Source organism: Arthrobacter sp. Y3225116, from assembly GCF_059091245.1.
Genome location: NZ_JBNHGL010000030.1, coordinates 1 through 24,649, shown reverse-complemented (window position 1 = coordinate 24,649; position 24,649 = coordinate 1). Strand labels below are relative to the sequence as shown.

At 67.2% G+C, this 24,649-nt stretch carries 24 protein-coding genes; 7 read left to right on the top strand and 17 right to left on the bottom strand.

Translation table 11 applies throughout. The features are described 5' to 3' along the window. Window positions 1-91: 91 nt before the first annotated feature. Window positions 92-847, top strand: coding sequence for a DUF4191 domain-containing protein (locus tag AC5RV2_RS05330; RefSeq protein ID WP_493978004.1), 756 nt, complete (start codon window positions 92-94; stop codon window positions 845-847). Window positions 848-968: 121 nt separating this feature from the next. Here AC5RV2_RS05330 and AC5RV2_RS05325 read toward each other — a convergent pair whose 3' ends face one another. Next, entirely contained in the window at window positions 969-1,406 is a 438-nt protein-coding gene (locus tag AC5RV2_RS05325) for an RDD family protein (RefSeq protein WP_494091504.1), read from the bottom strand. A gap of 233 nt (window positions 1,407-1,639) precedes the next feature. Here AC5RV2_RS05325 and glnA point away from each other — a divergent pair, with 233 nt between their 5' ends. From glnA to AC5RV2_RS05310, 3 genes are all read left to right on the top strand, one after another. Continuing rightward, window positions 1,640-3,064, top strand: coding sequence for a type I glutamate--ammonia ligase (gene glnA, locus AC5RV2_RS05320; RefSeq protein ID WP_493967363.1), 1,425 nt, complete (start codon window positions 1,640-1,642; stop codon window positions 3,062-3,064). 307 nt (window positions 3,065-3,371) lie between these two features. Further along, entirely contained in the window at window positions 3,372-3,620 is a 249-nt protein-coding gene (locus tag AC5RV2_RS05315) for a hypothetical protein (RefSeq protein WP_494091503.1), read from the top strand. A gap of 215 nt (window positions 3,621-3,835) precedes the next feature. After that, the gene (locus tag AC5RV2_RS05310; RefSeq protein WP_494091502.1) at window positions 3,836-4,033 is read left to right on the top strand and encodes a hypothetical protein; all 198 of its coding nucleotides are present in this window, start codon (window positions 3,836-3,838) and stop codon (window positions 4,031-4,033) included. A gap of 69 nt (window positions 4,034-4,102) precedes the next feature. Here AC5RV2_RS05310 and AC5RV2_RS05305 read toward each other — a convergent pair whose 3' ends face one another. From AC5RV2_RS05305 to AC5RV2_RS05285, 5 genes are all read right to left on the bottom strand, one after another. Beyond that, a complete protein-coding gene (locus AC5RV2_RS05305; RefSeq protein WP_494091501.1) occupies window positions 4,103-4,435 on the bottom strand; it encodes a cupin domain-containing protein in 333 nt (110 codons plus the stop codon). A gap of 137 nt (window positions 4,436-4,572) precedes the next feature. After that, window positions 4,573-5,301 (bottom strand): amino acid ABC transporter ATP-binding protein, encoded by a 729-nt coding sequence (locus AC5RV2_RS05300; RefSeq protein ID WP_494091500.1) that lies wholly within the window; start codon window positions 5,299-5,301, stop codon window positions 4,573-4,575. Next, on the bottom strand, window positions 5,298-6,764 hold the full coding sequence (locus tag AC5RV2_RS05295; RefSeq protein WP_494091499.1) for an amino acid ABC transporter substrate-binding protein/permease: 1,467 nt from the start codon (window positions 6,762-6,764) through the stop codon (window positions 5,298-5,300). The genes AC5RV2_RS05300 and AC5RV2_RS05295 overlap by 4 nt, the downstream gene beginning before the upstream one ends. Window positions 6,765-6,881: 117 nt before the next feature. Then, window positions 6,882-9,899 carry a bifunctional [glutamine synthetase] adenylyltransferase/[glutamine synthetase]-adenylyl-L-tyrosine phosphorylase gene (locus AC5RV2_RS05290; protein WP_494091498.1) on the bottom strand — a complete coding sequence of 1,006 codons (3,018 nt, stop codon included), beginning with the start codon at window positions 9,897-9,899 and terminating at the stop codon, window positions 6,882-6,884. Window positions 9,900-9,908: 9 nt separating this feature from the next. Next, window positions 9,909-11,249, bottom strand: a complete 1,341-nt coding sequence (locus AC5RV2_RS05285; protein ID WP_494067624.1) for a glutamine synthetase family protein — start codon at window positions 11,247-11,249, stop codon at window positions 9,909-9,911. A 167-nt stretch (window positions 11,250-11,416) separates the two neighbouring features. Between AC5RV2_RS05285 and panB the strand changes: the two genes are divergently transcribed. Beyond that, window positions 11,417-12,289 (top strand): 3-methyl-2-oxobutanoate hydroxymethyltransferase, encoded by an 873-nt coding sequence (gene panB / locus AC5RV2_RS05280; RefSeq protein WP_494091497.1) that lies wholly within the window; start codon window positions 11,417-11,419, stop codon window positions 12,287-12,289. Between the two features lie 97 nt (window positions 12,290-12,386). Here panB and AC5RV2_RS05275 read toward each other — a convergent pair whose 3' ends face one another. Beyond that, complete coding sequence (locus AC5RV2_RS05275; RefSeq protein ID WP_494091496.1) at window positions 12,387-12,626, bottom strand: SPOR domain-containing protein; 240 nt, start codon at window positions 12,624-12,626, stop codon at window positions 12,387-12,389. A 16-nt stretch (window positions 12,627-12,642) separates the two neighbouring features. Between AC5RV2_RS05275 and map the strand changes: the two genes are divergently transcribed. Then, window positions 12,643-13,521, top strand: a complete 879-nt coding sequence (gene map, locus AC5RV2_RS05270; protein ID WP_493978005.1) for a type I methionyl aminopeptidase — start codon at window positions 12,643-12,645, stop codon at window positions 13,519-13,521. 107 nt (window positions 13,522-13,628) lie between these two features. Next, window positions 13,629-14,429, top strand: a complete 801-nt coding sequence (ppgK, locus tag AC5RV2_RS05265; protein WP_493978006.1) for a polyphosphate--glucose phosphotransferase — start codon at window positions 13,629-13,631, stop codon at window positions 14,427-14,429. 76 nt (window positions 14,430-14,505) lie between these two features. On the opposite strand, the gene nrdR is transcribed toward ppgK, so the two are convergent. The 10 genes from nrdR to AC5RV2_RS05215 all read right to left on the bottom strand — a co-directional run. Further along, window positions 14,506-15,006: a transcriptional regulator NrdR gene (nrdR, locus tag AC5RV2_RS05260; protein ID WP_493999479.1), complete on the bottom strand. Its 501-nt coding sequence runs from the start codon at window positions 15,004-15,006 to the stop codon at window positions 14,506-14,508. A 100-nt stretch (window positions 15,007-15,106) separates the two neighbouring features. Continuing rightward, window positions 15,107-16,456: a histidinol dehydrogenase gene (gene hisD / locus AC5RV2_RS05255; protein ID WP_494091495.1), complete on the bottom strand. Its 1,350-nt coding sequence runs from the start codon at window positions 16,454-16,456 to the stop codon at window positions 15,107-15,109. 34 nt (window positions 16,457-16,490) lie between these two features. Continuing rightward, window positions 16,491-20,033 (bottom strand): DNA polymerase III subunit alpha, encoded by a 3,543-nt coding sequence (gene dnaE / locus AC5RV2_RS05250; protein WP_494014120.1) that lies wholly within the window; start codon window positions 20,031-20,033, stop codon window positions 16,491-16,493. 46 nt (window positions 20,034-20,079) lie between these two features. Continuing rightward, on the bottom strand, window positions 20,080-21,015 hold the full coding sequence (locus tag AC5RV2_RS05245; protein WP_494091494.1) for an RluA family pseudouridine synthase: 936 nt from the start codon (window positions 21,013-21,015) through the stop codon (window positions 20,080-20,082). Further along, window positions 21,008-21,619: a signal peptidase II gene (gene lspA / locus AC5RV2_RS05240; RefSeq protein WP_494067618.1), complete on the bottom strand. Its 612-nt coding sequence runs from the start codon at window positions 21,617-21,619 to the stop codon at window positions 21,008-21,010. The genes AC5RV2_RS05245 and lspA overlap by 8 nt, the downstream gene beginning before the upstream one ends. 129 nt (window positions 21,620-21,748) lie before the next feature. Continuing rightward, the gene (locus AC5RV2_RS05235) at window positions 21,749-22,414 is read right to left on the bottom strand and encodes a DivIVA domain-containing protein (protein ID WP_494091493.1); all 666 of its coding nucleotides are present in this window, start codon (window positions 22,412-22,414) and stop codon (window positions 21,749-21,751) included. 149 nt (window positions 22,415-22,563) lie between these two features. Further along, window positions 22,564-22,851: a YggT family protein gene (locus AC5RV2_RS05230; protein ID WP_493977952.1), complete on the bottom strand. Its 288-nt coding sequence runs from the start codon at window positions 22,849-22,851 to the stop codon at window positions 22,564-22,566. Between the two features lie 68 nt (window positions 22,852-22,919). Continuing rightward, on the bottom strand, window positions 22,920-23,435 hold the full coding sequence (locus tag AC5RV2_RS05225; protein ID WP_493999473.1) for a cell division protein SepF: 516 nt from the start codon (window positions 23,433-23,435) through the stop codon (window positions 22,920-22,922). 90 nt (window positions 23,436-23,525) lie between these two features. Then, a complete protein-coding gene (locus AC5RV2_RS05220) occupies window positions 23,526-24,275 on the bottom strand; it encodes a YggS family pyridoxal phosphate-dependent enzyme (protein ID WP_494091492.1) in 750 nt (249 codons plus the stop codon). Next, the coding region (locus tag AC5RV2_RS05215) for a purine nucleoside phosphorylase YfiH/LACC1 family protein (protein WP_494091491.1) at window positions 24,272-24,649 on the bottom strand (378 nt) is incomplete at its 5' end. The genes AC5RV2_RS05215 and AC5RV2_RS05220, both read right to left, overlap by 4 nt.

Below are 24,649 nucleotides of genomic sequence, written 5' to 3'. Positions count from 1 at the left end.
AACCGCGGCCCGGGAGCCTGCCGGCTGCCGGGCCGCGGCCGTGTCCGCATCCGGCACGAGTGCCTCCTCCGTCACGATAGAATTGGACATTATGGCCCATAGCACCGATTCCGACGCCCCGAAGCGGGGTCTCTTCTCACGCAAGCCCAAGGCTGGGAAACCGTCCAAAGCCAACAAGCAGCCCGGCCGGCTGAAGCAGATCGGCCAGGTCTTCCGGATGACCCGGCGCAATGACCCGAACGTTGTCTGGTTCATGCTGCTGGCCTTCCTCGGCATCGTCGCCGTCGGCCTGGTCATCGGCCTGCTGATCAACAACTGGGTCACGCTGCTGATCATCTCCATCCCGCTGGGCCTGCTGGCCGCCACCTTCATCTTGTCGCGGCGCGCCGAACGTGCGGCGTTCTCACAGATCGAGGGCCAGCCCGGTGCTTCCGGCGCGGCCCTCAGCGTGCTGCGCCGCGGCTGGATCCTGCAGGACCAGCCGGTGGCCGTGAACCCGCGCACCCAGGACGCCGTGTTCCGAGCCGTGGGCCGCCCCGGCATTGTGCTGGTCACCGAGGGCCCCTCGCACCGCGTGCGGCAGCTGGTCGAGTCGGAGCGGCGCAGGCTTCGCCGCATCCTGCCCAACGTCACGATCCATGTGATCGAGACCGGCCGCGGCGAAGGCCAGGTGGAGCTGAGCAAGGTGGCCAAGACCGTGCAGAAGCTCAAGAAGGAACTGACCAAACAGGAAGTCAGCGCGGTGGACAAGCGCCTGTCGGCCCTGGGCAGCAACAAGCTCCCCATCCCCAAGGGCGTGGACCCGTTCAAGGCCCGCCCGGACCGCAAGGCCATGCGCGGCCGCTAGGAGCGCGTCGCTGACTTACCGAGAGGCTGCCGGTTTCACCGGCAGCCTCTCTCGGGTTTAACGGGTAAAGGCCCGGTTGAGTTGAGGCCCGGCCGGGTTGAACCGGCCGTGAGGCGCTGGCTTAGCGGCGCACCAGGACGGTGCCCATGGCGCGATCGTGGAAGCCTCGCTGGTCGGGGTCGAAAATAACCGCCGGAATCACCAGGCACAGGAGGACGGTGCGCACGACGGCGGCCAGCAACCCGGGTGCGGAACCGTCGAGTTTGCGCACGTAGATGCCGAGCAGGCGGTGGCCGAAACTGTAGCCGAGCGTCCCCACCAGCAGCAGCTGCTCGACGGCGAACACCGCCAGGATGGCCAGCTGGCTGCCGCCCAGGAAGGCGTTCGCGATCGCGTAGCACAGGAGCCAGTCAATGAGCAGCGCCACGATCCGGCGCCCCGGACGCGCAATCGAGCCGGACCCGGATTGCGGGAGCCCGAGCCGCTGCCCGGGCCATTTCTGGATGTTGGACTGCGGGGGGCCTTCGAGCCAGGAACCAAGATCGCGTCTGCTTACCACCCCTCAAGTTTACCGGTCCTGCCTGCCGCGGGCTTCCCCGGGCTACGGGCCCGAGTTCCCGCCGGTAAAGCGTGAAGGCCACTGACGGTAAACTTGCAGTGCACGTCGATTTCGTAACCTGCCCGAAACAATTGCGACACTGTCGGGAAATTCCCTGCTCCTAATGTTGTAACTGTTGCCGGCCCCGTACAGCGGAGGCAGGTTCCCCCAGAATGCGTAAGGAGCATGACCCGATGTTCAAGAATGCGGACGAGGTCCTCAAGTACATCGCCGACGAAGACGTTAAGTTCGTCGATATCCGTTTCACCGATCTGCCCGGCGTCCAGCAGCACTTCAACGTGCCGGCCAAGACCGTTGACGCGGACTTCTTCGTGAACGGCCAACTCTTCGACGGCTCCTCGATCCGCGGCTTCCAAGGCATCGCCGAGTCCGACATGCAGCTGATCCCGGATGTTTCCACCGCCTTCATCGATCCGTTCCGCGTCGAGAAGACGCTGGCGCTGAACTTCTCCATCGTGAACCCGCGCACCGGCGACCCCTACCACCGCGACCCGCGCGGCGTGGCCGAGCGCGCCGAGGCGTACCTGGCCTCCACCGGAATCGCCGACACCGCGTTCTTCGCCCCGGAAGCCGAATTCTTCATCTTCGACGACGTCCGTTACCAGTCCAGCCCCGAGCATTCCTTCTACCGGGTGGACTCGGTCGAGGCGTACTGGAACTCCGGAAAGCGGGAAGAAGGCGGGAACCAGGGGTACAAGACCCCGGTTAAGGGCGGCTACTTCCCGGTGGCCCCCACCGACAAGCAGGCGGACCTGCGCGACGCGATCTGCGTGGAGCTGGACGCCGTCGGCCTCGAGGTCGAGCGCTCCCACCACGAGGTCGGTGCCGCCGGCCAGGCCGAGATCAACTACAAGTTCAGCACGCTGACGCACGCGGCCGACGATCTGCTGAAGTTCAAGTACATCGTCAAGAACGTCGCCGACGCCTGGGGCAAGTCCGCCACGTTCATGCCCAAGCCGGTGTTCGGCGACAACGGCTCCGGCATGCACTGCCACCAGTCGCTCTGGACCGGCGGGCAGCCGCTGTTCTACGACGAGAAGGGCTACGCCGGCCTCTCCGACACCGCCCGCTGGTACATCGGCGGCCTGCTCAAGCACGCTTCCGCCGTGCTGGCGTTCACCAACCCGACGGTGAACTCCTACCGCAGGCTGGTGAAGGGCTTCGAGGCCCCGGTGAACATGGTCTACTCGCAGGGCAACCGCTCGGCCGGCATCCGTATCCCGATCACCGGCTCCAACCCGAAGGCCAAGCGCATCGAGTTCCGCGCTCCGGACCCCAGCTCGAACCCCTACCTCGCCTTCGCCGCGCAGCTGATGGCAGGCCTGGACGGCATCAAGAACCGGATCGAACCTGCCGACCCGATCGACAAGGACCTGTACGAGCTGCCCGCCGAGGAAGCCAAGGACATCCAGAAGGCTCCGGGTTCGCTGGAGGAAGCGCTCGAGGCACTGGAGGCGGACAACGAGTTCCTGCAGGCCGGCGGTGTCTTCACCCAGGACCTGATCGACACCTGGATCGCCTACAAGCGCGAAGAGGAAATCGCGCCGCTGGCCGCCCGCCCGAACCCGTACGAATTCGAGCTCTACTACGGCTGCTAGCGAGACTGCGCGGCAGACTTGCGGTTAGTCCGCAGGGAGTCCGCACGAGCTGCCAACACTTCGGTGACGGCGGCACGTGCGGACTCTTCTTTGTCCGGAAGGCAGGTCTTCTACCGCCGCTCTGCATCCCTGAACCTGGCCTCGTAGGTATACGGCGCGCCGGTTGCGGCTATGCGAAGACCGGCTCAGCCGGCTGCTGGTCCGAGACCACCGGTGCGGCGAATCAGGCGCCCAGCGAGAGGAACAGCCCGATGAAATTTCCTGCCTAGCTCGTGACAAGCTCTTATGGCATCAATAGTCTCAGAGCATGAGCCAGGGCATACAGGAGTGGAACCGGAAACAGCAGAGGCTCATGCTGGTGGTCTTATTCAGCGCGCTCATCGTTTCCTGGCTGAACTTGGTGCTGTCCTTCGTTGAACCTTGGCACTGGCTGATACTTGGCCTCCAGACGGCGCTCACGATAATTTCCATCGCTCTGCTGACACGTTTTGTTCTCCGCCAGCGAGACGAATACTGGCGAGAAAGGGGAAAGGATCCCAAACACCCTGAACTTTGAAGCTCGATGGAATGGCGGTACGGACTGGTTGCCGGTATCCATGCACTGCCCAAGGAAGCCGGTAGTAGCGACACCTTTGCTGTGTCGACCGCGGAGTGCTCCGGCTCGTTCACCCGAGTGCCCCGGCGTGCACTCGTCATCCGATCAGACCGAACGGTGAGCGGCTGCCGGAGAGAGTCTCGGCTGTGACTTCGAGGCGTGGCAAAATGATGCCTATGGGCGAAAGCGGGGGGCCCGCACCTCAGAGCCGCACGCCGCGACCGGTCAGGGCCGCGCTCATCGGCGCTGCCGTCACCTTCCTGGTGTTTCTGGTCATCCTGCGCGTCGGAGTCGCCTATTCGCTGGTGCTGACTGCCACCGCAATGCTGTTCGCGGGAGTGGTGGCGATCATCCGCGGCGCGATGCGCAGGTAATGACGCCGAGCTGCGCGGGTAAGGCCCGGCGCGCCGCTCAACCGCCCCGGTGGGTCTCGGCGGCGCCGTTCAGCTGTCCCGGGGCGTCTCGGTGACGGCTGTCAGCAGGAACACCGAGTCCTCGGATGCCTCCACCGAGTGGCGCTCCTGCGGGATCACGGCGAGCTGGTTCTGATTGACGGCCATGCGGCCGGACGCGGACACCACGGTGACCGCCCCTTCCAAAACCAGCAGCGTGCCGGCCAGCGGGGCGTTGTGCTCCCCCAGCTCCGCGCCGGCCTTCAAGGCCAACACCGTCTGGCGCAGCGGACCGTCCTGGGCCACCAAGGCGGCACTGCGCCCGTGCGGGGCTCCGACCGCCACGGCCAGGTGTTCGCGTCCAAGCACATCGATGTCGGTCATGTCCGGCGCCTCCTTCGGTTGGGTTCCGGCCTCAGCCTAACCCGGTGCCCTGTTCCCGGCCACACCAACAGGGCGGGGCCCGACGGCGGCGCACCCCCGTGCGTCGGAGGGCGCCGCCGTCGGCCGGTCAGAGGAGCTCAGAGGACCTTGGCCAGGAAGTCCTGGGTACGTGCCTGCTGCGGAGCGCCGAAGAGTTCCTCCGGCCTGCCTTCTTCCACGATGTTGCCGTCGGCCATGAAGATGACGCGGTCGGAGACTTCGCGGGCGAAGCCCATCTCGTGAGTGACCACCACCATGGTCATGCCTTCCGCCGCCAGATCCTTGATGACCTGCAGCACCTCCCCCACCATTTCCGGGTCCAGGGCGCTGGTGGCCTCGTCGAAGAGCATGATGTCCGGGTTCATGGCCAGGGCCCGCGCGATGGCCACGCGCTGCTTCTGTCCGCCGGAGAGCTGGGCCGGGCGGGCGTCGGCCTTCTCGGACAGCCCCACCCTCTCCAGCAGCTCGAGGGCCTTGCTGCGTGCTTCGGCCTTGCCGAGCTTCTTGAGCTCCACCGGGGCCAGCATGATGTTCTCCAACACGGACTTGTGCGGGAACAGGTTGAAGTGTTGGAAGACCATGCCGATGTGCTGGCGTACCTTGTCCAGGTCGACCTTCGGGTCCGTCAGGTCGAAACCGTCGACCACCACGGTTCCCCCGCTGATGTCCTCCAGCTTGTTTAGGCAGCGCAGGAAGGTCGACTTGCCGGAGCCGGACGGCCCGATCACGCAGACGACTTCGCCTTCGGCCACCTCGACGTCGAGGCCCTTGAGGACCTCGTTGCTGCCAAAGCTTTTTCTGAGTCCGGCGACGTGAATCTTGCTCACTTGTTGAACCTCTTATCCAGGATGTTGGAAAGCTTGATCAGCGCGGTGATCACCACGAAGTACAGCGCCGCGACGATCAGCAGGGTTTCGCCGGTGCGGAAGTTGGAGGCGTAGATCTGCTGGCCCTGATAGGTCAGTTCGGCGAAACCGATGACCGCCAGCAGGGAGCTGTCCTTGAGCGTGATGACGAACTGGTTGATGAAGCTGGGGGTCATGATCTTGACCGCCTGCGGGATCACAACCTTCTGCATGGACTTGACGTAGCCCAGGCCCAGGCTGCGGCTGGCTTCCATCTGGCCGGGATCCACGGACTGGATGCCGCCGCGGACGATCTCGGTCATGTAGGCGCCGGCGTTCAGGCTCAGCGTCAGCACGCCGGCGGTGAGGACGTCGATCGGCGCCCCGGTCAGCTGCGGCAGGCCGAAGTAGAAGAAGAACGCCTGGACCAGCAGGGGCGTCCCGCGGAAGATGCCCACGTAGGTGGTAGCGATTCCGCGCAGCACGATCCGGCGCGATACCTTCAGGAACCCGAAGGCAACGCCCAGGACCAAGGCGATGATGATGGACACCGCCGTGGCGAACAGCGTGAGCCCCAGGCCCTTCATCAGGGCGGGGAGGCTGTCGGTCAGCAGTTGCCAGAAGCTGCTCTGCCCGGCGGTCTCCGGCGAGGCGAGGTACTTGTCCAGGATCTGCTGGTATTCGCCGCTGGCCTTGAGCTCGGCCAGGCCGGCGTTGAAGGCCGCGATCAGTTCGGGATTCCGGTCCTTGTTGACCGCGAAACCGTAGGAACTTCCGCGTTCCTTCTCCGTGACGGCCTTCAGCCCGTTGTTTTGGGCGATGCCGTAGGCGAGGACCGGGTAGTCGTCGAAGACTGCCACGGAGTTGCCGGCCTTGACGTCGTCGTACATGGTGGCCGACTGGTCCAGCGGCTTGACCGTGAAACCGTACTCTTCGGCGATGGAGTCGGCGAAGGCTTCACCCTCGCTGCCGCGCTTGACCGCGACTGTCTCGCCCGCGAGGTCCTCGTACGAGGTGATCTCGTTGTTGCTCTGCGCCACGGCCATCTGCACGCCCGAGTCGAAGTACGGGTCGGAGAAGTCGAAGACCTGCCGCCGCTCGTCCGTGATGGACATGCCGGCGATGACTCCATCCACCTGGTTGGACTGCAGCGCCTGCAGCGCGGCGTCGAACCCGAGCGAGCGGATTTCCACCTCGAAACCCTGGTTCTCGGCGATCGCCCGCAGCAGGTCCATGTCGATGCCGACCAGTTCGCCGCCCTGGCGGAACTCGAAGGGGGCGAACGTCGTGTCGGTACCGATGACGTAGCTCTTGCCGCTGGCGCTCTGCGGCGCCTGGGCCGCAGCCGCGGCCGCGTTGCCGCCGAAGACCAGCGAGAGCACCGCCAGCAGTCCGGTCAGGGCCAGCAGGCGCCGTCCCAGCCCGGTGCGTTGGAGGGTGTGCAAACTAAACAGCTCCTAGATTTGTTCTCAGGGCGCGCCTGTACAGCCTGTGCGAGGCGCAAAAGATCCTCATTGAGGGTACAGACCGGTGACCGGCGGCACCACTTGGCGTCGGGGAGGCTACGTGCCGTAACCGTAGAAGTAGCGCTCGAAGATGGCCCGGGCGCGGCGGGTCAGGCGCAGGTAGTCTTCCTCGATCGCCGCAGCGTTCCCGGGCTCGTAACCGCACCAGCGTGCCACCGCTTCGAGGTCCCGGCGCGAGGCCGGCAGCACGTCTGAGTTCTTCCCCGCCCAGATCACATTGGCCGACCGGATCCGGGTGGCCAGGCTCCAGCTTCGCCCGAGGGCGGCGGCGTCCTCGCCCGGCAGCAGCCCGGCGGCTGCGATGGCGGAGAGCGCTTCGAGCGTGTTGGTGGTGCGCAGCTCCGGGAGCTTCCGGGCGTGCTCCAGCTGCAGCAGCTGGACCAGCCACTCCACGTCGCTGAGTCCCCCGCGGCCGAGCTTCAAATGGCGGGCCGGATCGGCGCCGCGCGGGAGCCGCTCCGATTCCACCCGCGCCTTGATCCGGCGGATCTCGCGCACCTGATCGTTTCCCAGCCCCTCCGGGTAGCGGATCGGATCCACGAGCGCGACGAACTCGTCCGCCAGGTTGTCGTCGCCGGCCATCGGGCGGGCGCGCAGCAAGGCCTGCGCCTCCCAGACCAGGGACCAGCGTTGGTAATACTCGCGGTAGGAGTCCAGCGAGCGCACCATCGGCCCGTTCTTGCCTTCCGGCCGCAGCGCGGCATCCACTTCGAGCACCCGTTCAGCCAGCACCGGAGGTGTGCAGGGCTGCTTCAGGAGGGAAGAGATCCGCGTGACGATGCGCTCCGCCTGCTGCTGGGCCAGGCCGGGGTCGGCTCCCGGCAAGGGCCGGTGCACGTACATGACGTCGGCATCCGAGCCGTAGCTGATTTCCCGTCCGCCCTGCCGGCCCATGGCCACCACCAACAGGGCCGTCAGCCGTTCCTCAGACTCCAGCACGGAGGTTTCCGCCACATGGAGCGCGCCGAGCACGGCGGCGCGGTCTGCGTCCGCCAGCGCGGCGCCGACCTGGGACTGCTCCAGCAACCCGGAGGAGTCGGCGAGCGCGATGCGCAGCGTTTCCCGGCGCCGGATCAGCCGGATCAGCCGGATGGCCTCCTCGGGCACCGGATGGCGGGACATCTTGGACCGGATTTCCTGCCACTGGGCGTCGAAGCTGAGCGGGACGAGGTCCTTGTCGGTGCCCAGCCAGGCCGTGGACTCCGGCGAGACCTCCAGCAGGTCCGTGATGAAACGGCTGCTGGAAAGGATGTGGCACAGCCGTTCGGCGGCCGAGCTTGAGTCCCGCAGCATGCCCAGGTACCAATGAGAGTCTCCCAGCCGTTCGCTCAACCGGCGAAAGCCCAGCAGGCCCGCGTCCGGATCGACACCGGAAGCGATCCATTCCAGCAAGACCGGAAGCAGCTGGCGCTGCAGCGACGCCTTCCTGCTGACCCCGCCGGTGAGCGCCTCGATATGACGCATCGCGCCGCGCGGATCCTGGTAGCCCAGCGCGGCCAGCCGGCCCTGCGCGGCCTCCGGGGTCAGCCGCACCTCGTCCAGGCTCAGGTTGGAGGCCGCGGCCAGCAGCGGCCGGTAGAAGATGCGTTCGTGCAGCGCCCGCACCCTGCGCTTGGTCTGCTGCCACTTCTCCAGCAGCTCGGCCGGCGCCGGTCGCCTCTCGAGCAGCGCGCCCTGCGCGGCTTTGGCCAGCACGCGCTGCGCCTGCTCGTCGTCGGGCATCAAGTGGGTCCGGCGCAGGTGCACCAACTGGATCCGGTGTTCCAGGACGCGCAGGTACCGGTAGGCCTCATCGAATTCCTGGGCGTCGGTGCGCGAGATGTAGCCGGCCGTGCTCAACGCCGCGATGGCCGACGTCGTGTCGCGCTGGCGGATGGATTCGTCGACCCGGGCATGCACCAGCTGCAGCAACTGGACCGTGAATTCGACGTCGCGGAGCCCGCCGCGGCCCAGCTTGATCTGGCGGCCGCGCTCATGGGCCGGGATGTTGTCGGTGACCCGGCGCCGCATGGACTGCACAGACTCGACGAACCCTTCCCGTTCCGACGAGGACCACACCAGCGGCGACACCGCTTCCTCGTACCGGCGGCCCAGCTCGGCGTCCCCGGCCACGGCCCGGGCCTTCAGGAGTGCCTGGAACTCCCAGCTCTGCGCCCAGCGCCGGTAATACGTCAGGTGCGAGTCCAGCGTCCGGACCAGCGGCCCGTCCTTGCCCTCCGGGCGCAGGTTGGCGTCGACTTCCCAGAGCCCGGGTTCCGGGCCGGGTGAGGAGATGGCGCGGGCCGTTCCGCTGGCCAGCGCCGCGCCGATCACCCCGGCCTCGGTGTCCGCGAGCCCGTCGGCCTCGACGACGTACACCACGTCGACGTCGGAAATATAGTTCAGCTCCCCGGCCCCGCACTTGCCCATGCCGATGATGGCCAGCCGCACCGCCGCGACGTCGCCGGCGCCGAAACGTTCCGCCGCCTCGGCCCGGGCCACGGCAAGCCCGGCGTCCAGCGCGGCCGCGGCCAGGTCCGCCAGTTCCCGGGCGGCGTCTGGCAGGAAGTCGACCGGGGAGGCCGCGGAGAGGTCGCGGATCGCCAGTTCGGACAGGTGCCGGCGGTACGTGCTCCGCAGCGCGACGTAGGCGTCCTTGCCCGAAAACGAGGCGACCGGCTGTCCCGACAAGGGGTCCGCCCCGACGGAACGCAGCAGCGAGCTGCGCAGCCGGGACGCGGGCACCCGGCCGGGTTCCGGTCCTATATCCGTGTCGAGGACGTCCAGATGCTCCGGCCGGCGGAGCAGGAAGTCCGCCAGTGCCTCGGAAGCCCCGAGCAGCCGGAACAGGGCTTCGCTGCCGTCGCCGCCCATGTTGATGACGTCCGCCAGGGACGGGTTTTTCTCCAGCAGGCGCACGAGTGACACCAGCGCCTGGTCCGGGTCGGCGCTGACCGCGAACCCGGCCTCCAGCCGCTCCTGGCTGATGCCGGACAGTTCACTGGCCTGCAGGAACCGGGTGCTGCGCTCCAGATCGTGGAATCCTCGGGCGATCAAGCGCCGGTTCGTCAGCACGTGTCCGCCCTAGAGGATTCCGATGTTGCGCTTCAGCTCGTGCGGGGTGACCTGCAGCCGGTAGTCGTGCCACTCGGCCCGCTTGTTGCGCAGGAAAATCTCGTACACCTGTTCGCCCAGGATCCCGGCGACCAGCTCCGACTCCTCCATGCTGCGGATGGCGTCATGCAGGCTGGACGGCAACGGGTCCAGGCCCATCGCCCGCCGCTCGGCGGTGCTCAGGCTCCACACGTCGTCCTCGGCGGCCGGCGGCAACTCGTAGCCCTCCTCGATGCCCTTGAGCCCGGCGCCCAGGAGCACCGCGTAGGACAGGTAGGGGTTGGCCGCCGAGTCGATGCCCCGGTATTCCACCCGGGCGGACTGGCCCTTGCTCGGCTTGTACAGCGGCACCCGCAGCAGCGCCGACCGGTTGTTGTGGCCCCAGGACACGTAACTGGGGGCCTCTCCCCCGCCCCACAGGCGCTTGTAGGAGTTGACGAACTGGTTGGTGACGGCGGTGAATTCGGGTGCGTGGCGCAGGATCCCGGCCATGAATTGGCGCGCCGTCTTGGAGAGCTGGAATTCGGCGCCGGCTTCGAAGAATGCGTTCGAGTCTCCCTCGAACAACGAAAAGTGCGTGTGCATGCCGGACCCCGGGTGGTCGGAGAACGGCTTGGGCATGAAGGTCGCGTAGATGCCCTCCATCAACGCCACTTCCTTGACCACCGTGCGGAAGGTCATGATGTTGTCCGCGGTCTGCAGTGCATCGGCGTACCGGAGGTCGATTTCGTTTTGGCCGGGCCCGTCCTCGTGGTGGCTGAACTCCACCGAGATGCCCACGTTTTCCAGCATGGTCACCGCGGTGCGGCGGAAGTCCTGGGCAACACCGCCGGGCACGTGGTCGAAATACCCGGCGTGGTCCACGGGCACCGGGACCCCGTCCGGACCCAGCTGGTCGGACTTGAGCAGGTAGAACTCGATTTCGGGGTGCGTGTAGCAGGTGAAGCCCATCTCCGCGGCCTTGCCCAGCGTCCGCTTGAGGACGTTGCGGGGGTCGGCGGTGGACGGTTCGCCGTCGGGGGTGAGCACGTCGCAGAACATCCGGGACGTTTGCTCCGCTTCGCCCCGCCACGGCAGGATCTGGAACGTGGTGGGATCCGGCTGGACCAGCATGTCGGACTCGAAGACCCGGGCCAGCCCTTCGATCGAGGAGCCGTCGAAGCCGAGCCCCTCCTCGAAGGCGCCTTCGACCTCGGCCGGGGCCAGCGCCACCGATTTCAGCGACCCGACGATGTCGGTGAACCAGAGCCGGACAAAGCGCACGTCGCGTTCCTCGATGGTACGGAGGACGAATTCCTGCTGACGGTCCATGTGCTGCCTTTCGCTGTGTCCGGGCCACGGCATCCAAAACTGCATGCCAAGGCCTGCGGTGGTCTGCTTCCCTTTAGCCTACTGGCAGCACAACCGAAGTTGGCGCCCCCGGTAACGCAGCCGCGCACAAGTGGAGCAGCAGTCGTCTGAGGATTAGGCTCTACCACATGCCCACTTCACAGACTTCCGGCGCCGAGCAGCCGGCTCCTTACGGCACGTCGGCGGCGGCATCGGCTTCCCGCCCGGCCCGCCGCACCCGCATCCACCACCTGCAGCAGGCCAAGGACGAGGGCCGGCGCTTCGCCATGCTGACGGCGTACGACCAGTACACCGCGGAAATCTTCGACGCCGCCGGCATCGAGGTGCTGCTGATCGGGGACTCGGCGTCCAACAACGTCCTGGGCAACGAGACCTCCCTGCCGATCACCGTGGACGAGATGCTGCCGCTCTGCCGGGCGGTCGCCCGCTCGGCCCGCAGCGCCTTCGTCGTTGCCGACCTGCCCTTCGGCAGCTACGAGGTGTCGCCGGCGCAGGCGGTGGAAACGGCCGTGCGCTTCCTGAAGGAAACCGGCGTCCACGCGGTGAAAATGGAGGGCGGCGCCTACTATGCGGACACCGTCCGGGCCATGGTGCAGGCCGGAGTCCCGGTACTGGCGCATATCGGCTTCACTCCGCAGAGCGAACATGCGCTGGGCGGCTACCGGGTGCAGGGCCGCGGCGACGACGCCGAACGGCTCATCGACGACGCCCTGGCCTTGGAAGCTGCCGGAGCCTTCGCGGTGCTCATGGAGATGGTCCCGGCCGAGGCGGCCGCCAAGGTGGACCAGGCCCTGCGTGTCCCCACGATCGGGATCGGGGCCGGGCCGTCGACCACCGGCCAGGTCCTGGTCTGGCAGGACATGGTCGGCCTGCGTGGCGGCAAGATGGCGAAGTTCGTCAAACAGTATGCGGACGTGCGCACGGTGATTTCCGACGCCGCCGCCGCCTTCCGCTCGGACGTCCAGGACGGCGCATTCCCCGGCCCGGAGCACTCCTTCTAGGCGGCGCGCGTCCCTTCAGGCTCCGGCGGCCTCCAGGCGCGGCGTCCCTGTAATCGGCTAATCGGCGCACCCCGCGCCGGGGCAGGCGCCGGCGGGATCAGTCGTCCTCCGCGTCCCACTCCTCGTTGCGCCGCTGCACCTTCTCCAATGCGTGCTCGGCCTCTTCGCGGGTCTCGTAGGGGCCGATCAGCTGGGTCCAGTCGGACTGGGCGCCCACTTCCACCTGATGGGTGACCACGTTGTACCAGAAATCCGCCATGCCGGCCTCCTTACGTTGACGGCGCCCGGCAGCGTTCGAAGGCTGTTGCCCCTCCGCTGTCGGGCACCTCTGCAGCACCTATATGATCGATACTATGCCCCACAACGCAGCAACAGCACCCGTCGGAACCCTCGTTCAAGGCACAGTCAGCCCCCCGTTGCCCGTTCCCCCTTCGATCGTCCGGCCCGAGTACGCGTGGAAGCCGGCGCCGGCCAAATTCACCGGCTCGGAGGTCAAGACGCCGGAGACCATCGAGAAAATCCGCGTCGCCGGACGGATCGCCGCACAGGCCATCGTGGAGGTCGGCAAGCACATCGAGCCGGGCGTGACCACCGACGAGTTGGACCGGATCGGGCATGAATTCCTGCTGGACCACGGGGCGTATCCCTCCTGCCTGGGCTACCGCGGCTTCCCCAAGTCGATCTGTTCCTCGGTGAATGAAGTGATCTGCCACGGCATTCCGGACACCACCGTGCTGCAGGACGGGGACATCATCAACATCGATATCACCGCCTACCTGGACGGCGTCCACGGGGACACGAACTACACCTTTTTGGTCGGCGACGTCGATGAAGAGTCCCGCCTGCTGGTCGAGCGCACCCAGGAGTCGCTGCGCCGCGGCATCAAGGCCGTGGCCCCGGGGCGGGAAATCAACGTCATCGGCCGGACCATCGAGTCCTATGCCAGGCGTTTCGGCTACGGCGTGGTCCGCGATTTCACCGGCCACGGCGTCGGCGAGGCCTTCCACACCGGCCTGATCATCCCGCACTACGATGCCGCCCCGGCCTACAGCCGGGCGATCGAGCCGGGCATGGTTTTCACCATCGAGCCCATGCTGACCCTGGGCACGATCGAGTGGGAGATGTGGGATGACAATTGGACGGTCGTCACGAAGGACCGGAGGCGGACCGCCCAGTTCGAGCACACCCTGGTGGTCACCGAGACCGGGGCGGAAATCCTCACCCTCCCCTAGCCTTTCGCAGCCTGACACCGCCGGACACAGCGGGTAGGCTTCCGGTAGTCCGGCGAGGCACGCCGGGGCTCAACGCGCACGGAGGTGGCATGGCGACCCAGGACATCGTGGCCAAGAAGGCAGCCAAGCGGGCGGCCCGGTCGGCGATCGGCATCGACATCGGCGGAACCGGCATCAAGGGCGGCATCGTCGACCTCAAAAAGGGCATCCTGGTCGGCGACCGCATCCGCTATGACACGCCCCGTCCGTCCAGTCCCGAGGCCGTTGCCGACGTGGTCGCGCGCATCGTCAAAGAGCTCAGCGCCCGCCCGGAAGGACCGGAATCCGACCGGCCGGTGGGCGTGACGTTCCCCGCCATCATCCGCCACGGCATTGCACGGTCGGCGGCCAACGTGGACGAGCGCTGGATCGGGACCGACGTCGACGCGCTGCTCACGCACCGGATGTCCCGCCCCGTCCAGGTGATGAACGACGCCGACGCGGCCGGCCTGGCGGAGGTCCGCTACGGGGCGGGTGCGGGGGTAAAGGGCACCGTGCTGGTCATCACCCTGGGTACGGGCATCGGGTCGGCGTTCATCTTCGACGGCAAGCTGGTCCCGAACGCCGAATTAGGCCACCTGGAGCTGGACGGGCACGACGCCGAGTCGAAGGCATCCGCCGTGGCCCGCGAACGCGATGGACTGGACTGGGCGGAGTACTCGCAGCGCCTGCAGCGGTACTTTTCGCACGTCGAGTTCCTGTTCTCGCCGGAACTGTTCATCATCGGCGGCGGCATCTCGAAACGGAGCGAGGACTTCCTGCCCCGGCTTCAGCTGGCCACGCCGATCATCCCGGCCCAGCTGCGCAACAACGCCGGCATCGTGGGGGCGGCCCTGCAGGCGGCCCTGCACTTCGGCTTCGCCAAATAGGCCGGCAACCGGAAGGTTTGGTGCCGGTGGCGGCCTCGGCTTCCCCTCCGCAGCCGCCACCGGAGTCTTGGTCGCGCTACTGCGCTGTCAACGGCCGTTGCCGGCCTTCGGGCCCCTGCTGGCCGTTCCGCTGCGCATCGTGGCGCAGCTGGTCGATCGCGGATTCGAAATCCTCCAACGATTCGTAGCCCTGGTAGACGCTGGCGAACCGCAGGTAGGCGATCAGGTCCAGCTTCTTCAGCGGGCCAAGGATGGCCAGGCCCACCTCATGCGCGTCGATTTCCGCGGCCCCGCTGGCGCGGACCGACTCTTCGACTTCCTGGGCCAGCATGGCCAGGTCGTCTTCCGTCACGGGACGGCCCTGGCAGGCCTTGCGCACGCCGTTGACGACCTTGGTCCGGCTGAACGGCTCGCTGACACCGGAACGCTTGATCACGCTGAGGCTGGTGGTCTCCACCGTGGTGAAGCGGCGCCCGCAGGCCGGACACTGGCGGCGCCGCCGGATCGCCGAACCGTCGTCGGTCAGCCGGCTGTCCACCACCCGCGAATCGGAGTTGCGGCAGAACGGACAGTACACGCCACACTCCTTCGCTCGGGACAGCCAACCCATTCATCCTAGAACCATATGTAGGTGAATTACAAGACTGTCATTACTACATGTTGGGGTTGAGCCCTGTTCAGGCGAACCGGATGGCGACGGCGTCGCCGTGGGCCGGGAGGTCCTCGGCGCGGGCCAGCGCGGCGATGTGCCCGCTGACTTCCCGCAGCGCCGCGTCGCCGTAGTTGACCACCTGCACGGCACGCAGGAAGGTCGTCACGTTCAGGCCGCTGGCGAAGGTGGCGGTCCCGCTGGTGGGCAGGACGTGGTTGGAGCCGGCGCAGTAGTCGCCCAGGCTCACGGGGCTGTAGTCGCCCACGAAGATCGCTCCCGCGTTGCGGATCCGGGCGGCCACCGCGGCCGCGTCGGCGGTCTGGATCTCCAGGTGTTCGGCGGCGTAGGCATCGCAGACGGCGATGCCCTGTTCCAGCCCGTCCACCAAAATGGTCCCCGACTGCGGGCCGGACAGCGCCTCGCGTACGCGGGCGGCGTGTTTGGTCCGGGCGACCTGCCCGCCGAGTTCCCGGCGCACTGCCGCCGCCAGTTCCTCCGAAGCCGTGATCAGGACGGAGGCTGCGTGCGGGTCGTGCTCGGCCTGGCTGATGAGGTCGGCGGCCACGAACGCCGGATTGGCAGTCTCGTCGGCCAGGATGGCGATCTCGGTGGTGCCGGCCTCGGCGTCGATTCCCACCACGCTCTTGACCAGCCTCTTGGCGGTGGCCACATAGACGTTGCCGGGGCCGGTGACGACGTCCACCGGCTCCAGCGCCGGGCCGTGCCCGTTCGCGGGAGCGCCGTAGGCGAACGCGGCCACCGCCTGCGCGCCGCCGATGGCGTACACCTCGTCGATTCCCAGCAGTTTGGCGGCGGCCAGGATGGTCGGGTGCGGGAGCGAGCCGAAGTCTTTCTGCGGCGGCGACGCGAGCGCGATGGACGCTACGCCGGCGGCCTGGGCGGGTACCACGTTCATGACGACCGATGACGGGTACACCGCCAGCCCGCCGGGGACGTAGAGTCCCACGCGGTTCACCGGGATCCATTTGTGCGTCACCACCGCTCCGTCACCGATCTCGACGTCGGTGTCAGCCGGCTTTTGCGCCGCGGCGAACCGACGGGCGCGCGTGATCGATTCCTCCAGGCCGGCGCGGACCTGCGGATCCAGCTGTTCCAGGGCTTCGTCCAGCGCGGCCGCCGGCACGCGGGGATGCAGTTGCTCCACCCCGTCGAAGCGGTGGGCAAGCTCCGCCAGGGCGGCGAACCCGCCCGCCCGGACCTTGCCGATGATTTCCTCTACGGCGCCGGTGGCGGCGTCGAAGGTGGTCTCCGCCCGCGGCATGGCCGCCTTGAGTTCGGCGGTGCCCAGCCGGCGGCCGCGCAGGTCCAGGGTGGGGAAATCGTTGAAGGTGTTGGCCGAGGCTGCAGAAGTCACCCACCCATTCTACTGACCCGGCACCGCCGCCCGGTCAGGCATCGAGGCAGGCGGGCCCGAGCAGGACTTTGAGGTCGCCGAACAGCGAGGGGTTCGGATTGACCCGCAGGTCCACCCCGAGCTTCATCACCTCGACCTTGCGCGAGCCGTTCAGCCGCACCTGCACCTCGGTGGTGCCCGGGTGGGTGCGCAGCACGTCGCCCAGCGCGGTGACCACCGACTCGGTGGCCTTGAAGCTGGCCATCGAGATCACGACGGGTCCGGAGTGCCCGTCGCTCAGGTCCGGAACGGTGAGTTCCTGCGCATTCAGGGTGACGGCACCGTCGTCGCGGCGCTGCAGCCGGCCGCGGACCACCACGATTAGGTCTTCCGCGAGCACGGTGGCGATCGGCGCGTAGGCCTGCCCGAAGAACATCACCTCCATGGAACCGCCCAGGTCCTCGACCTCGGCGCGGGCGTAGGCATTGCCGCTGTTCTTGGCGATCCGGCGCTGCAGCGACGTGATCATGCCCGCGATGGTGATGATCTGCCCGTCCGGCGGGCCGTCCTCGCCGATCACGGACGTGATGGACAGGTCCGCGTGCTGGCTCAGGATTCCGTCCAGCCCCTGCAGCGGGTGGTCCGAGACATACAGGCCGAGCATGTCGCGCTCGAACGCGAGCTTGTCCTTCTTGTCCCACTCGGGCAGGTCCGGCACGTCGACCGACAGCCCCCCGGCGGTTTCGCCGCCGTCGTCGAACGCGCTGAAGAGGTCGAACTGGTTGGCCGCCTCGTTGCGCTTGAGCACGATGACCGAGTCCACCGCCTCTTCGTGGATCATCGCGAGGGCGCGGCGCGGATGGCCCAGCGAGTCGAAGGCGCCCGCCTTGACCAGCGACTCGATGGTGCGCTTGTTGCAGACCACGGCCGGGACTTTCTGCAGGAAGTCGCTGAAGCTGGCGAAGTTGCCCTTCTCGTCGCGTGCGGCCACCATGGCGTGCACGACGTTGGCGCCGACGTTGCGGATGGCGCCCATGCCGAAGCGGATGTCCGTGCCGACCGGGGTGAAGTTCAGTGCCGACTCGTTGACATCCGGCGGCAGCACGGTGATGCCCATGTGCCGGCATTCGTTCAGGTACAGCGCCAGCTTATCCTTGTCGTCGCCCACCGAGGTGAGCAGGGCGGCCATGTATTCGGCCGGATAGTGCGCCTTCAGGTAGGCCGTCCAGTAGGACACCAGGCCGTAGGCCGCCGAGTGCGCCTTGTTGAACGCGTAGTCGGAGAAGGGGAGCAGGATGTCCCATAGCGCCTTGACCGCCGCCTCGGAGTAGCCTCGGTCCACCATGCCTTGGTGGAAGCCCGCATACTGCTTGTCCAGTTCGGACTTCTTCTTCTTGCCCATGGCGCGGCGCAGGATGTCCGCCTGGCCCAGCGAGAAGCCGGCCACCTTCTGCGCGATCGCCATCACCTGCTCCTGGTACACGATCAGGCCGTAGGTGGTATCCAGGATTTCGCGCAGCGGCTCTTCCAGCTCCGGATGGATCGGGGTGATCTCCTGGACGCCGGTCTTGCGCAGGGCGTAGTTGGTGTGGGAGTTCGCGCCCATCGGGCCCGGCCGGTACAAGGCGATGACGGCGGAGATGTCTTCGAAGTTGTCCGGGCGCATCATCTTCAGCAGCGACCGCATGGGGCCGCCGTCGAGCTGGAACACGCCGAGGGTATCGCCGCGGGCGAGCAGTTCGTAGGACGGCCGGTCGTCCAGGTCGAGCGTTTCAAGGTCCAGGTCGATGTCCTGGTTCATCTTGATGTTCTCGATGGCGTCCGTAATGATCGTCAGGTTGCGCAGGCCGAGGAAGTCCATCTTGATCAGGCCGAGGCCTTCGCAGGTGGGGTAGTCGAACTGCGTAATGACCTGGCCGTCCTGCTCCCGGCGCATGATCGGGATGATGTCGATCAGCGGTTCCGAGGACATGATCACGCCGGCCGCGTGCACGCCCCACTGGCGCTTCAGCCCCTCCAGGCCCAGCGCGGTTTCGAAGACCTTCGCGGACTCCTGGTCGGACTTGAGCAGCTCGCGCATCTCCTCGGCCTCGCCGTAGCGCTTGGCGTTGGGATCGTGGACTTCCTTCAGCGTCAGGCCCTTGCCCATGACGTCCGGCGGCATCGCCTTGGACAGCCGCTCGCCGGTGGAGAACGGATAGCCCATGACGCGGGACGAGTCCTTCAGCGCCTGCTTGGCCTTGATGGTGCCGTAGGTGACGATCATGGCGACCCGGTCGTCGCCGTACTTCTCTGTGACGTACTTGATCACCTCGGGGCGGCGCCGGTCGTCGAAGTCGACGTCGAAGTCGGGCATCGAGACGCGGTCCGGGTTCAGGAAGCGCTCGAAGATCAGCCCGTGCTTGAGCGGGTTCAGGTCGGTGATGCGCATCGCGTACGCGACCATGGAGCCGGCGCCGGAACCACGGCCGGGTCCCACGCGGATGCCGTGGTCCTTCGACCAGTTGATAAAGTCGGCGACCACCAGGAAGTAGCCGGGGAAGCCCATCTGGAGGATGATGCCGATCTCGTATTCGGCCTGCTTCCGCACGTCGTCGGGAATGCCGTGGGGGAACCGGTAATGCAGGCCCTTCTCGACTTCCTTGACGAACCAGGACTCCTCGTTCTCCCCCTCCGGCACCGGGAAGCGCGGCATGTAGGAGGCCTTGGTATTGAACTCCACGTTGCAGCGCTCGGCGATCAGGAGCGTGTTGTCGCAGGCCTCCGGGACGTCGCGGAAGATGGCCCGCATTTCCGCCGGGGACTTCAGGTAGAACTCGTCCGCGTCGAACTTGAAGCGCTTCGGGTCGGCCAGCGTCGAGCCGGACTGCACGCACAGCAGCGCCGCGTGCGACTTGGCGTCCTCGGCATGGGTGTAGTGGAGATCGTTGGTGGCGACGAACGGCAGCCCGAGTTCGCGGGCCAGTTTCCGCAGGTCGGCCTGGACGTTGCGTTCGATGTCCAGGCCGTGGTCCATCAACTCGCAGTAGAAGTTTTCTTTGCCGAAGATGTCCCGGAAATCGGAGGCGGCCTGCTTGGCCTCGTCGTAGAGTCCCAGCCGCAGCTTGGTCTGGACCTCGCCGGACGGGCAGCCGGTGGTGGCGATCAGTCCCTTGCCGTAGGTCTGCAGCAGGTCGCGGTCCATCCGGGGCTTGTAGAGGTAGCCCTCCAGCGAGGCCAGCGACGAGGCGCGGAACAGGTTGTGCATGCCTTCGGTGGTCTCGGCCCACATGGTCATGTGGGTGTAGGCGCCGGCGCCGGAGACGTCGTTGCGTCCGCCGTCGCCCCACCGCACGCGGGTCTTGTCCGCCCGGGCGGTGCCCGGCGTCAGATACGCTTCGACCCCGACGATCGGCTTAATGCCGGCGTTGCGGGCCTTGTTCCAGAAATCGAAGGCGCCGAAAACGAACCCATGGTCGGTCGTCGCCACCGCGTTCATGCCCAGTTCATCGGCGTGGCTGAACAGGTCGGTCAGCCGCGCCGCACCGTCGAGCATCGAGTACTCGGTGTGGTTGTGAAGGTGGACGAAGGAATCGTTGCCGATCTTGGATGAAGTCACTGCTGCCACCGTTTCATTCTAGGTGCCGGAGCCAGCCGGCACCGGCTTACACGCGGTGCTCGGCCAGCGCCTGCAGCGCGTAGGCCAGGTCCCGCGGGTACTCGCTCTCGTATTCGACCCACTCCCCGCTGCCGGGGTGATGGAAACCAAGTTTCTTGGCGTGCAGCCACTGCCGGGTCAGTCCCAGCGCGGCGGCGAGTTTGGGGTCCGCGCCATACGTCAGGTCGCCGGCACAGGGATGCCGTAGCGCGGAAAAGTGCACCCGGATCTGGTGCGTGCGGCCGGTCTCCAAGTGCACCTCGACCAGCGAAGCCCTGCCGAAGGCCTCGAGTACCTCGTAGTGGGTGATCGAGTTGCGGCCGTCTTCCACCACGGCGAACCGCCAGTCGTAGCCGGGATGCCGGCCGATCGGCGCATCGATGGTGCCCTCCAGCGGGTCCGGCAGTCCCTGGACCAGCGCGTGGTAGACCTTGTCCACCGTGCGTTCCTTGAACGCGCGCTTCAGCAGGGTGTAGCCGTGTTCGGTCTTGGCGACCACCATGACGCCGGAGGTTCCCACGTCCAGGCGGTGGACGATGCCGGCCCGCTCGGCGGCACCCGACGTCGAAATCCGGTAGCCCCGGGCGGCCAGGACGCCGACGACGGTCGGGCCGACCCAGCCCGGCGAGGGGTGGGCGGCAACGCCCACCGGCTTGTCGATGACGACGAAATCGTCCTCGTCTCCGAGAATCTGCAAATCCTCTACCTCTTCCACCACGACGGCGAGCGGATCCCGCTGTTCGGGTACGGCAATGCGCAGGCTTCCCTGCTGCGGAAGCTTCTCCGACTTGGCGATAACCCGGCCGTCCAATTCCACGCGTCCGTCGCCGAGGAGTGCTGCGGCTGCCGAGCGGGATACTCCCAGCAGCGAGGCCACCGCGGTATCGGCCCGCGCGCCGGCTGTCCGGGCGTCCAGCTCCACGACCCTGACGTCGTCAGTCACCGCTCTCCCCCGCCGCCTTGCCGTCGCCGGCCGGCTTGTCCGCGGCCTTGGCGGTCTCCCGGGTACCGTCCATTCCGATGCCCATGAACGTCAGCACGCACCACAGGATGACCGCTCCCACCACGGCGGAGTCGGCAATGTTGAAGATGGCGAAGTTGGGAAAGGCGATGAAGTCCACCACGTGGCCCACCCCGAAGCCGGGTTCGCGGAACAGCCGGTCGGTCAGGTTGCCCAGCGCGCCGCCGAGCAGGAAGCCGAGGGCCACGGACCACCACAGGGACCGGACCTTGCGCGCGTAGATCACGATCGCCGCGGAAACGGCCGTCATGACGATGGTGAACACCCACGTGTAGTCCTCGCCGATCGAGAACGCGGCCCCGGAATTGCGGATGAAGTGCCAGTGCAGCAGCGGCGGCAGGACCGGCGTGATCTGGCCCTCGGTCATGGTGGACACCACCCACCACTTGGTCAGCTGGTCGAAGGCATAGGCGAACGCCGCGCAGCCGGCCAGCAGCAGGATGAACCGGCCGGCACCCTTCCGCTGTCCCGGTGCGGCCGCCGCCCCGTCGTCGGGTCGATCGGCTGCCGGTGAAGTTTCTGACATGTCTCTCTCGTCTTCAGTGCCGGTCGGGCGCCGGGGCGGGGCGTCCAAAGCCAATGGCCGGCGGCAGGGTAATCCCGGCGCCGGCCATTGGGAGCCCCGTGGCACGGGGCTGGCGGTTATCTTCCGCGCTTACGCGTCGGCGCTGTCCTTGACCTCGGGGGCAGCGAAGGATCCGCGGGCTTCCAGGTCCCGCAGCTGGCCTTCGATGTACGCCTTCAGGCGGGCCCGGTAGTCGCGTTCGAATCCACGCAGCTGCTCCAGCTTGCGCTCCAGCACGGCCTTCTGCTGCTCGAGGTTGCCCAGGGTCTTGCGGCTCTTCTCTTCGGCGTCGTTGACCAGGCTGCTGGCTTCCAGCTGTGCCTCGGCAATGATCTTGTCCCGCTGCTCCACGCCGGCGGTGACGTACTCGTCGTGGAGCTTCTGGGCCATGGCCAGCACGCCCGCGGCGGACTCGGCGGCCGCGGTGTGCCCGGTCCCGGATGCCGGAACGGCCGCGGGGGCCGGCTTCGGCTCTTCCTTCGGCTTGGGCTCTTCCTTGGGCTCTTCCTTGACCGGTTCCCTGACCTGCTCGGTCTTCGGGGCGGCGGAGACCGGAGCCGGCACGGAGGCCTCCGGACCCTGGTTCGACGTGGCGTCGGCCAGCTTCTTGCGAAGTTCGTCGTTCTCCTGGTTCAGCCGGCGGAGTTCGACGACGATCTCATCTAGGAAATCGTCGACCTCGTCCTGGTCATAGCCTTCGCGAAACTTGGTCGGCTGGAACCGCTTGTTGACAACGTCTTCTGGCGTCAAAGCCATCTGGTCACCTCATACTGGTTCGTGGGTCATGAATGCTACGTGCTGGATTCACAACAACGGTAGCGAATATCCGCCGTGCAACGGACATCCGCCAGCTATATCTGAATCAGAATATATCGTTTCGGAGACGAACACTAACGCGCCCCCGGTCAGGCCAGACCGGCCACGATCGCCATGGCGATCGTGACGGCAAGGAACAGGACCAGGAAGGCAAGATCGAGCGCGAATCCTCCGATTCGCAGCGGCGGAATGAGCCGTCGGAGGGCCTTCATGGGCGGGTCGGTCACGGAGTAGACCGCTGACGCCGCGACGAGCGCGATGCCGCGCGGCCGCCAGCGCCGGGCAAAGGCCTGCACGATTTCAAAGACGATCCGCACGATCAGGGCCAGCTGGAACAGCATCAAGATCAGGTAGAGCAGGACGAAAATGAGGGACACGCCGGTTCCACGATTCCTAGCGCTAGAAGGAGTAAGGCTGGCGGACGCCTGCCGGAGGTAGCTGCGGGCTAGCTCTGGTTGAAGAAGCTGGCCTGCTGGTCGCTGGACTTCCGGTCCTCGCCCAGCACTTCCACGCTCGACGGCGAGAGCAGGAAGACCTTGTTCGTGACCCGCTCGATGCTGCCGTGCAGGCCGAAGACCAGGCCGGCGGAAAAGTCGACCAAACGCTTGGCTTCCGCTTCGCCCATGTCCGTGACGTTCATGATCACCGGAATGCCGTCGCGGAAACTTTCGCCAATGATCTTGGCATCATTGTACGACCGCGGATGCACGGTGGTGATCTGGTGCAGCACTGTAGCGTCCTCGCGGGCCGACGGAGCGCGCTTGATCGGCGTCACCGGCGCCCGGTATTCCTCGGCAACCTGCTTCACCGGCGGGGCGGGCTCGGGGCGGCGCTCCTGGCGGGGCTGGTCCACAGGCTGCTCCTCATCTCGAGCGGGCGTGTCTGCCTGCTCGGCTTCGTAGTGCTCGTCACCATCGGCGAGCCCAAGATAAATCATTGTCTTGCGCAGTGTGCCTGCCATGGTCGCTCCCATCCTGTCTTCAGCGCTGCTGTCCCGCCTTGCCAGGTCCCGGTTTGGCGGGCCCGGCAAGGAGTCTGCCTAGCCAAAACGCTACCCCACGGCCGGTCGCGGGCCGAGGACATCGGAACCGACGCGGAGGTGTGTCGCGCCCGCGGCGACCGCGGCTTCGAGGTCCTGGCTCATGCCCGCCGACACCAGGCCGGCGCCGGGATGCTGTTCCTGAAGCCGCTGCGACAGCTCGACCAGCCGGCCGAACGCGCGGGCAGGGTCTGCGCCCAGCGGTGCGACCGCCATCAGCCCGGCGGGATTCAGTCCCCTGGTGTCACCGAGGGCATCGGCCAGCGCCGGGATGTCCTCGGGCCGGGCACCGCCGCGGGCCGCCGTGCCCGCGGCCTGCCCGGTGCCGCTCTCGTCAAGGTTTACCTGGATCAGGCAGTCCAGGTGCGCCCGCGGTGCGAGCCCGGCGGCCTCCCGCCGTTCCTGCTCGGCGAGCACGGCCTTGCCGAGGGCGGTGACGAGTTGCCGCCGGTCCACCGAATGGACCACATCCGCGTACCGCACCACGGACTTTGCCTTGTTCGTCTGCAGTTGCCCGATGAAATGCCAGCGGAGCCCGGCATCGGCAAGCTCGGCGGCCTTCGCGGCCGCTTCCTGGTCCCGGTTTTCGCCGACGTCGGTGACCCCCAGGCCATACAGCAGCGCAACGTCGGAGGCCGGGAAGAACTTCGTCACGACGATCAGTTCCGGCTCCGTGGAACGCCCCGCGGCGGCCCGGGCGATCCGGGCCCGGACACGTTCCAGGTTCGCTGCCAGTTCGGACTTGCGGGCGTCGGTACTCATGCGTCCTTCCAGACAAGGCCGGCGAACCGGCCGGTTCGTTGATCGCGCCGGTAGGAGTACAGCCTCTCGTCCTCCCGGGTGCAGCCGGCCACCTGGTGCGCGTTCACGCCGAGCCCGGCCAGCTCTGCCCTGGCTCCGGCGGCAAGGTCCAGGGCCGGCGTCCCCCAGGCTGTCCTCGCCGCCAGTTGGGGAATCCGGGCAACCGCCTCGGCCTGCATCTGCTCGGGAACCTCATAGCAGGCCCCGCAGATGGAGGGACCGATCCAGGCCCGCAGTTCGCCCGAACCGGCCTCGCGGAGCCGGGCGACGGTGTTGGCCAGCACCCCGTCGAGCAGTCCGCGGCGGCCGGCATGGGCCACGGCGGTGGCGGCCCC